Origin of the sequence: Rubritalea sp., from assembly GCF_039830215.1 — a bacterium.
Taxonomy (GTDB): domain Bacteria; phylum Verrucomicrobiota; class Verrucomicrobiia; order Verrucomicrobiales; family Akkermansiaceae; genus Rubritalea.
The window spans coordinates 1-9656 of sequence record NZ_JBDOPO010000180.1; the positions used below are offsets into that span (position 1 = coordinate 1).

Consider the following 9656-nt stretch of genomic DNA (forward strand, 5'->3'; position numbering starts at 1 on the left):
AGAATTTGATCAGAGCTCACGAAATCGATGTACTGGAGGCTATATTTACCAAGTTAAACTAGGTAGTTTGTGGCTATTTAGAGTTGGTTTGAAGGCATCCTTCCAGCAACCGTTTTGTCTGGTCTAACATTTCCTAAGCGATTGGCGCCGTGTACAAACTGCTTTGAAGTTTCAGATCCACTGCAAAGGCTGCATCACTGATGCCAGGAGTGTTGAGGCTTCAAAAGGAAGGGAACACGGGGAAGTAAAACAAGAAGACCAAGGAGGGTGAGCGGCCCGATGGATTTGAAAAAGATCCACCCTAGGGAGCTCAAAAAAGACTGTGATACTCGCTGGACCCAAAAGAACAACGAAAATTACTTTGGCTGCAACCACCATGCAAAGGTTGATGCAGAAATGAAGCTAGCCTAATGCTCAGCCCAATTCGAGTTCTTCGAAGGGTGCTCGCATAAGAAGGGCTACGCACAATTGAGAGAGAATGGAAGTTGATAAAAGATCTATCATTGAAGATTTAAGATTTACGATCTTAAAGTAGGGGTTACCTTGCCCGTGAAAGTCACCATTGAAACGCCTATGAACGCTATTGAAAAACTTATTGCCCAGCCTGCAGCCCCTTCTAACGAAGGAGTCTATCAAGCGATATTGGAGTCCGTACTTGAGGCGTTTTCGTTTAGTACGGGTACGATCCACATTTTAAATTCGGAGACTCAATTGCTGGAGCTCGTGGCGCACCAAGGAATCCCAGAATTCTTACTGGATAAAGTAAATACGATTCCTATTGGAAAAGGGATAGCGGGAGTAGCAGCTGAAAGACGTGAGGCTGTGCAGATGTGTAACCTTCAGACGGATACCTCAGGAGTGGCTCGACCGGACGCTAAGAAAACCAATGTGGCTGGAAATATTGCTGTTCCTATGCTGAAGGGGGACGCGCTGAAAGGGGCGTTGGGTATTGGTTTACGAGAGTCACATGATTTTACTAATGAGGAAATAGCTCAGCTTAACCAAGTGGCGGGTTGGTTAGCGCAGGCGTTGTAATCAGCTCGAACTCATTATAAATTATGTTAGTTTTAACAACTGGAGGAACGATCGATAAAATCTATTTCGATGCTATCTTTCACTATCAATATGAAATCGGAGAGTCGACAGTTCCCCATATTTATAATGAAGTATGATTTTCGCTGCCAGACACTTACGCGGCGTTTAAAAAAAAGATCAGCCTAGGGGCTGCTCTTAGGCTTAACGTGAATTGATTGGTAAACGATGAGAGGAGTCTAAAGAATCACAAATTGTGATCAAACGTGGCACTGACACAATGTGAGCAACTGCTGAATTTCTGATTTGAATTGAAGGAAAAACGATTGTGCTGACAGGGGCGCTAGCTCCATCACGGTTCAGCGAGCCCAATGCAGTTTTCAATGTAGGAACAGCATTAGCAGTAGTACAATCCATGGCAGCAGGAGGGGATTTAGCAATGCGCGTGCAGTTTTTTCGTGCCGGTGAGGTCTGGAAAAACCTCGAAGCGAGACGATTTGAGCTTATTCAATAACATCGTTAGGGCTAGGTTCTAGGAATCCTTGATCGATCAAAAATCCTTCGGCAGACTCGAGGGTCTGCACGAAGTAGTGTTGATTGACATTGAAATTGAAGAAAGAATGGGTTGCGCGGTTGAAGGGGACGAAGCGTGCGACATTACGTTTACTTCGAAGGCGTTGCGCAAATTTATCCACATTTGATACGGGAACGATAGGGTCTTCCTTGCCGTGAAAGAAGAGCATGGGTGGGAGCTTGCGCCGAATGTTTTTGTTTGGGCTAGTACGTCGGGCATCGCGCTTGAATGCAAACCTTGCCATACCTAGACCTCGTTTGGTGGTGTCGACAATTGCGCTCCAGAGGATCAGTGCATTGGGGGCGCCAGAGAAGAATCCGTTATTCTCAACTTTCTTATGCATGGCGGAGCAAAGCGCGATGTGTGCTCCAGACCCAGAGCCACCAGCGATAATTTTTTCAGGGTCGACGCCAAGGTAGCGATTGTTTTTACGGACCCAGAGAATGGCAGTCTGTGCATCGCTGATAGACTCGAGTGGGGTGCTAGAGTGGGCGGATGCTGTGCGGTATTCTGCAACAATGCCTACGGCTCCAAGTGCCACGAAATTGAGAGCTTGAGGGACAAACTGAGTGACCATCGGTTGGTCCCACTCCCCTCCATGGAAAAGAACAATGGCACTACGTCGATCGTTTTCATCATGCCCTTCAGGATAGAAGCAATGGAGAGTGAGATCACCTTTTTCCGTGCGCTTGTAAACGATAGATTCCGCTCCCTTGAGGAGTTCTTCATCGCGTATGACGGCGATGGGTGAGACTGATTTATCGGAGGAATCCATGGTTTGTTTTTAGTAGAGGTTTTAGTTTTACCTCTTAGCAGGTTTATAGTGCAATGCTTTGCATGATCCAAAAGAGATTTTTTTTGATGTTAGGCGCACTATTACTCACGCTGAGTGCATCTGGAGTGAGCGCACAGGGAAATAACCCGCAACTGGAGAGTCAACTGAGTGGATTGTACGGCAAGTGGCGCACAGCAATGGTCAACCAAGATATTAGAGCGTGGGCCTCGACGACTTCGAAGAATCGCCAGCTCACGATTCGCAATCGGATCTATTCTGAGCGCAGGCCATTTCCTAAAGCTGTGTTTCAATTGCCAGCTGCACCCCCATCGCTGGAAAATTTACAAGCTTTGAGTGCACATAAAAAAGGTGCAACAGCGACTTCAGTGTACTTTGGAAAAGTAGATTTCAATGTGGGAGGAGATCCAGCAGAGAACCTTCTGCTGTTACACTTCGTGAATGAGGGAGGATCTTGGAAATACGATACCGCAGACTTCATCAACCTTATGGCTCTTCCCAAAGTACGCAAGCAACTCAAAGAGGGAGACCTGACTTATGTGGAGCAAAAAGACTTCCAAGCAACAGGAGTGCCACCGCAGATGCCTATCGCTGTGAATCCAGCCAAGTACATTGCTAAGGTGTATGTATTTTGCCCAGGCCGAGAGGTGAGGATGAAGGTAAATAAAATTTCTGATCACCGTTTCCAAGATACCAAAGCTGCAGAAGTCGTGATTGGTGGAGGCAAAGACGGCATCAATGAAGTTCAGTTTGCGACTAAAAGCCTAGAGGGCAGCACAGGCAAAGAAGCCCTCAGTATCCGAGTGTACCTAATGTCTACTGTACCAGGAACTAAGCCGATCAAAGTATTTGAGTACCAGATGAATGAAGGTGAGCCAGTGAAGGCCTTTGGTAGCGACAATTTTGTCATCGACGCCAAAATGGCTAAAACTCTGAATGGCTAGAATGGTGCATGCTTAACCCTAGAGCTCGGACACTACTAGGGCTAAGTTAAATGCCGAATGCTAGGTGGTTGTTAGAGCCTCCGCTAGGAAGGGGGCGGTGCGAGAATTTTTATTCTTGGCAACGCGTTCCGGGGTTCCTTGGGCGACGATTGTGCCGCCATGGTCGCCAGCCTCTGGTCCCATATCGATGAGATAGTCAGCCTCGGCCATGATGGCTGTGTGGTGCTCGATGACGACCACAGTGTGGCCTTCATCGACCAAGCGATGGAGTACCTCAATGAGCTTACGTACGTCCTCTTGGTGGAGCCCGATCGTGGGCTCTTCTATCAGATAGAGGTTGGTGTGTTGCTTCGTCATGTTGCGGATCGATTTACGTCCTTTGGCGAGTTCAGCGACTAATTTGAGTCGCTGGGCTTCACCACCTGAGAGGCTTGGCGAGGGTTGACCAAGATTGAGGTAGCCAAGACCAGTTTGATCTAACAATGAGAGCGTACGATGGAGCTTGGTGTGATTTTTAAAGAACTTGGCAGCTGTCGAAATATTCATTTTTAGGACATCACCGATAGATTTCCCGTTGTAGAGAATTTCTAGAGTGGCGTGATTGTAGCGTTTTTCCGAACAAGCGTAGCAAGGGACCCACGTGGTAGGAAGGAAGTCCATCTCCAGTTTGATCCGTCCATTGCCTTTGCACTCTGGGCATTGTCCTTCGCCATTGTTGAAGCTGAAACGCGAGGCAGTGTAACCGCGCATGCGGGCTTCTGGCACCACAGCAAAAAGTTTGCGGATATCATCGAGAACTTTGACGTAGGTCGCTGGGCATGAGCGCGAGGTTTTACCGATCGGCGATTGGTCAACTTCGTAGCAATATTTAAAGTTATCGAAGCCGATAGATTTAGAAAAGTAACTAGAGGTGTCTTTATCCTTCGTCGTCGATTTCTTGACAGCGTGTGGGAGGGTGCCGCGCATGAGCGAGGATTTACCGCAACCAGAGACTCCTGAAATAGTGGTGAGACGACCTAAGGGGATACGAACATCGATATCCTTTAGGTTGTTGTGGCTGCAACCTGTGAGTTTTAGCCAGGCATTTTTCTCAGCAATTTTAGGAATGCTGCGGCGCTTGCCTAACAATGGGTGTTGTAGGGGTGCAGCGAACGAGAGTAGAGTGGGAGACTCAGGGAATTCCTTGAGTGTCTTTTTGAGCTGAGATTTTTTACCCGTGGTGTTTGCCACGACATTTCCACCTAGGACTCCAGCACCTGGGCCTAGATCAATGAGTTGAGTGGCACGGCGCATGGTTTCTTCATCGTGCTCCACTACGAGCAAGGAATTACCACGCCCTCGGAGAGCTTCGAGGGTGTCGAGTAGTTGTTGGTTGTCGCGTGGGTGGAGCCCAATGGTTGGCTCGTCTAAGACGTAGAGTACGCCAGTGAGGTTTGACCCTAGCTGGGCTGCTAGCCTGATGCGTTGGGATTCACCGCCGGAAAGTGTGTCGGCTGAGCGATCGAGTGCAAGGTAGTTTAGGCCCACCTTCTCTAGAAAACGAAGGCGCTGGATGATCTCAGGAAGGATGTCGCGTGCGATGAGTTTGTCGCGGCCTGTGAATTTCCATTGTTCTAACATTTCCGCGGCATCGGTGACGGAGTGTCTGGATATATGCGCGATGTTGTTGTCATTGATGAAGACGAAACGTGCATTACGATTGACTCGATCGCCTTGGCATTCTGGACATGTAATACGGATGGAGTCTTCGTCAGTTTGGGGGGAATGGCTGAGTTCTTCGGCGATTTCAGCTTCAGCCTCAGAATTGAATTCGTTTGGCTTTGCTTTACGTTTCTTCTTTTTCTTACCTACCGACTGGCTGATAGATCCATAGCCACGGCAATCTGTGCACCAGCCGCGCGATGAGTTGAATGAGAAGTGGTGAGGGTCAAGTTCAGGAAAGGACACTCCGGTGACTGGGGAAACACGTGCGGTGGAATAGGTAGTTAGTTCCCAGTTGTTAGTAGAGAGTTCTTTGGCCACTGCGCATTGCCCTTTGCCTAAGCTGAGAGCTTGGCTTAGTTGATCTGTGTCGGGAGTTTTGTCGTCGCAGATGACAGCAAAAATGTCGTGCTCCTTGTAGCGGGCTAGCGGGGCGAATGCATCGGTCGCGGTTAGTTTGCCATCGACAAGGAGTAGCTCAATACCTTTGCGATTGGCAGCCGCGGCGACATCGGTATGGTAGCCTTTGCGACCGCGAATAAGAGGAGCCAGCAGGAGGCTGCGTGCTTTAGTTTTGAAGCTCGCTTTGAGCTGCTTGGAAATAGAGTCTAGAGTCTGTGAGACTACAGCTTCGCCAGAGTCTGGGCAATGCTGGGTGCCGAGTTTGGCGTAGAGTAGACGTAGAAAATGGAATATCTCGGTGACTGTACCAACGGTGGATTTACCACCGCCGCGCGAGACACGTTGTTCGATGGCTACAGTTGGTGGAAGGCCTTCGATTTTATCAATATCGGGTTTTTCTAACTGACCAGCGAACTGGCGGGCGTAGGGCGACATGGAGTCCAGAAAACGACGCTGACCTTCAGCAAAAATGATATCAAATGACAGAGTGGATTTGCCGGATCCCGAAAGGCCGGTTACGACCACTAGCTCATCGCGTGGAATGGTGAGGTCGAAGTTTTTGAGGTTGTGTTCGCGTGCGCCGGAAATGCGGATTGCATTTGATTGCAGGCTTTGGATTGTTGATTGCTGGTTGTTTGTTGAGGCAATCGGCGAATGGTCATTTGCGAGGGCTTTGGCTGTCTCGGTGGTAGTTGTTAGGATTTCTTCTGGGGTGCCGTGGAAGATAACTTGGCCACCGTCAGTTCCGGCACCAGGTCCGATCTCAATGAGGTGATCAGCTGAGCGAATGACGTCGAGGTTGTGCTCGATAACGAGGAGTGTGTGGCCAGCATTGACGAGGGATTGGAAGACTTTGAGCAGTTTTTCAATATCGGTAAAGTGGAGTCCCGTTGTCGGCTCGTCTAGAATAAGGAGTTGGCCATTTTCAGTGACTTTCTTGGTTCTCGAAAGGAGCTGGCAGAGTTTGATACGCTGGGACTCACCACCGGATAGGGTGTTGAGCGGTTGGCCCAGTCTGAGGTAACCAAGGCCGACGTCTAACAGAGGCTTCAGTGATCGGTGAATTTTTGATTTGAGGGTGAGCGTTTTGGACTTCACTTCATCCTCTGCAATATTGAAGAAATCAAGGGCCTCAGTGATGGTGAGAGCTAGAACGTCAGCGACGGATTTCCCTTTAAGTTTGATCTCTAATGCAGCTGAATTATAGCGTGATCCTTCGCACTCTGGGCAGGTGATGTAAAGGTCGCTGAGGAACTGCATTTCTACCTTTTCAAAACCATTTCCCCAGCAGCGCTCACAGCGGCCAGTGCCAGAGTTAAAGGAGAAGTAGCCGGCTTTGATATTTTGTGCGTCGGCCTCATCGGTGAGAGCGAAGAGTTCGCGGATAGCATCGAACGCGCCAGCATAGACGGCTGGTGTGGAACGAGGAGTTCTAGTGAGAGCAGACTGGTCGACACGTTCCACGCCAGAAATGTGGTCGATCCCTTTGAGAGATTTAATGAATGCTGGGTCTTCATCGGTGGTGTGGAGGAAGGCCTTCTGGAGGTTGCGGTAGATCACATCATTGGCCATGGTGGATTTCCCTGATCCAGACACACCTGTTAGGCAGATGAATGTGCCGATGGGAAGCGCTATGTTTTGATTGTCGATGTTGTGCTTGTGTGCGCCAGTGAAGCTGAGTTTTTTACGGGATTTGCGACGTTTGGCCGGAGGTTTGATGGATTTATCGCCTGTGAGGTAGGGGAGGGTGATCGACTCTTGATTATCGATTGCTGACTGGTTGACGTCGGTAAGTGGTCCATGGAAAGTGATGTTTCCACCATTTTCTCCAGCTGCTGGGCCAATATCGATGAGGTTGTCAGCTTGGCGCATGACAGCTTCTTCGTGTTCGACGACGACGACAGTATTCCCTTTGTCGCGGAGGTTATGCATGATGGATATGAGCCGGTTGACATCGCGTGCGTGGAGGCCAACGGTTGGTTCATCCAGAACAAAGAGTGTGTTAGTCAACGCTGCTCCGAGACAGGTCGTCAGGTTGACGCGTTCGATTTCACCACCAGAAAGTGTGCGGGCTGGGCGATCGAGGGTGAGGTAACCTAGGCCGACTTCGTTGAGGTAGGACAGACGCGCTTGGATTTCACTCATCGCGTGTTTCAGCGAGCTTGAATCCTGATTTTTGATTTCTGATTTAAGGCTGTTGAACCAATCATTGAGGTCAGTTAGAGGGATGTGCCAAAGCTCGGGGAGGGTTTTACCCTCGATCTTGAAGCATAGGGCTTCAGGCTTGAGACGTGTGGCATTACACGCTGGGCATTCTGTGTAGGCCCGGTAGCGGGAGAGGAAGACACGGACGTGCATCTTGTACGCCTTGGTTTCCATCCAATCAAAAAATCCGCGAACCCCATACCATTTTCCAGCTTTCCAGAGTTTATCAGCATTTCCTTTTTCGCCTTTGAGCACCCATTCTTGATCCTTTTTAGGCAAGAGGTGCCACGGGATGTTTATGTCGATTCCTTGGGCACGCGCGCAACGAATGAGGTCGTCCTTGCACTCAGCTCCTCGTTCACCTTCAAAGGGTTTGATGACTCCTTCTTTGATGGTTAGCGTGGGGTCGTGGACAGACTTTTGCAGGTCGACACCGATGATTCGGCCAAAGCCACGACAGTCGGGGCAGGCCCCCAGTGGTGAGTTGAATGAGAAGAGCGAGGCTGTGGGGGGGCGGAGAGTGAATCCTGTATTGGGGTTGTGCCACTCTGTGCTGAAGGATCGGATCTTAGCCTTGTTACCTGATGACTTGAATTGGATCGAACAATGTCCTTTTCCAAAGTTGAGCGCGGCTTCAAGAGCTTCGTGGAGGCGGGTCTTGTTAGTTTTTGTTAGTTTTATTCTATCTTGAATAATAATAGCAGATGATTCACCCCATGGATTGGTGTCATCTGAGTCGTCAGTGCGCAGAACCTCTCCTGCTTTGAGTACTCTGAGGTAGCCTTGTTGGTTGAGAAAGTTAAAGACTTCAGCGGTGGTGGCATTCTCGGAAATAGTGATGGGGAAGAGAATTAGAATATTTTCTCCAGTATGATTGGAGTAGCTCCAATCTACGATAGATGCAGGGGTGTCGGGTTTGATTTCTTCCCCTGTCTTTGGATCAAATGCCCTAGCGAGTTTTGGGTAAATGACTTTGAGGTAGTCATTGAGCTCGGTGAGTGTTCCAACAGTCGAGCGAGTGGAGCGAATAGAGTTTTTCTGTTCGATGGCGATCGCCGGCGGTATGTTGTCGATACGGTCGACCGCTGGTTTGTCCATGCGATCTAGGAACTGGCGCACGTAGGGTGAGAATGTCTCAACGTAGCGGCGTTGGCCCTCGGCGTAGAGGGTGTGAAATGCGAGTGACGACTTTCCAGAACCAGAGGGGCCAGTGATGACGGTGAGTTGGTTTTTGGGGATGTCGAGATCTAGGTTCTTTAGATTATGCTGACGGGCTCCTCGAATTTGGATCGCTGGTATGTTCTCTGGCACGAGAGGAGTCTAGCTGTGATTTCCTTTCTGGCAAACGGGGAATTGGGCTCAGTTGGAACTGCGTTAGAAAGCAAATTGGATCGACAGCTAAAGGACTGGGCTGTATCTGCATTCTTACTATGAAAATGATCAAAACATTCGCACTCGCCTTTTCAGCTCTGTTGACAACAGCATTTGCTAAATTGCCAGCAGAGATTGCCGGTAGTTGGGTGCTCGATTCCGAGGCTACTGAGAAATTTATTCAGACATCACCGAAGTGGGATGCTGAGGGAGCGAAGTATCTTCCAAGCATTTTGAAGCGCATGTCGATGGTGGAATATACTTTTGAAGAAGGAACTATCTCAGCATCAATGCGCGGGAAGTCACAGGAGATCCCAGCGACACTTGTGAAGAGTGAGGGGAATGTCCACGTGTTCGAAATAAAGATGGGCGAGAAGACATTTACTATCACTGCGACGATCAACAAAAAGGGGCAGCTCAACATGCGTGCGTCAAATTCTGACGACGGCGACTACTACCTATGGACACGCGGCAAGAGGGATGGCGCAAAGGATGTGAGCGATCACGAACTCGCTACTGAAGTCATCGAGAAAGCGCTCGAAGAGGAAGAGCCGAAGAAGTAAGGGCTATTTAGAAAATCTATGCCGAGTCAAAGTGGTGGCTCGTCAATTATTTATGGGGGACTTCGGTGAGC

At 49.2% G+C, this 9656-nt stretch carries 5 protein-coding genes; 3 read left to right on the forward strand and 2 right to left on the reverse strand.

Features of this window, described 5'->3' with window-relative positions:
* The first annotated feature begins 573 nt into the window (after positions 1-573).
* A complete protein-coding gene (locus ABGY95_RS06095) occupies positions 574-1035 on the forward strand; it encodes a GAF domain-containing protein (protein WP_347440806.1) in 462 nt (153 codons plus the stop codon).
* Between the two features lie 500 nt (positions 1036-1535).
* Here the strand turns inward: ABGY95_RS06095 and ABGY95_RS06100 are convergent, their stop codons facing one another.
* On the reverse strand, positions 1536-2381 hold the full coding sequence (locus ABGY95_RS06100) for an alpha/beta hydrolase (protein ID WP_347440807.1): 846 nt from the start codon (positions 2379-2381) through the stop codon (positions 1536-1538).
* 62 nt (positions 2382-2443) lie between these two features.
* On the opposite strand from ABGY95_RS06100, the gene ABGY95_RS06105 reads away from it, so the two are divergent.
* Positions 2444-3343, forward strand: a complete 900-nt coding sequence (locus tag ABGY95_RS06105; protein ID WP_347440808.1) for a hypothetical protein — start codon at positions 2444-2446, stop codon at positions 3341-3343.
* A 60-nt stretch (positions 3344-3403) separates the two neighbouring features.
* On the opposite strand, the gene uvrA is transcribed toward ABGY95_RS06105, so the two are convergent.
* On the reverse strand, positions 3404-8962 hold the full coding sequence (gene uvrA / locus ABGY95_RS06110) for an excinuclease ABC subunit UvrA (RefSeq protein WP_347440809.1): 5559 nt from the start codon (positions 8960-8962) through the stop codon (positions 3404-3406).
* A gap of 125 nt (positions 8963-9087) precedes the next feature.
* Here uvrA and ABGY95_RS06115 point away from each other — a divergent pair, with 125 nt between their 5' ends.
* Positions 9088-9585 (forward strand): hypothetical protein, encoded by a 498-nt coding sequence (locus ABGY95_RS06115; RefSeq protein ID WP_347440810.1) that lies wholly within the window; start codon positions 9088-9090, stop codon positions 9583-9585.
* The last annotated feature ends 71 nt before the right edge of the window (positions 9586-9656 follow it).

Coding starts and splice junctions, on each gene's coding strand:
- ABGY95_RS06100 (WP_347440807.1), bottom strand. CDS start 2,381: ATGGATTCCTCCGATAAATCAGTCTCACCCATCGCCGTCATACGCGAT.
- ABGY95_RS06095 (WP_347440806.1), top strand. CDS start 574: ATGAACGCTATTGAAAAACTTATTGCCCAGCCTGCAGCCCCTTCTAAC.
- ABGY95_RS06105 (WP_347440808.1), top strand. CDS start 2,444: ATGATCCAAAAGAGATTTTTTTTGATGTTAGGCGCACTATTACTCACG.
- ABGY95_RS06115 (WP_347440810.1), top strand. CDS start 9,088: ATGATCAAAACATTCGCACTCGCCTTTTCAGCTCTGTTGACAACAGCA.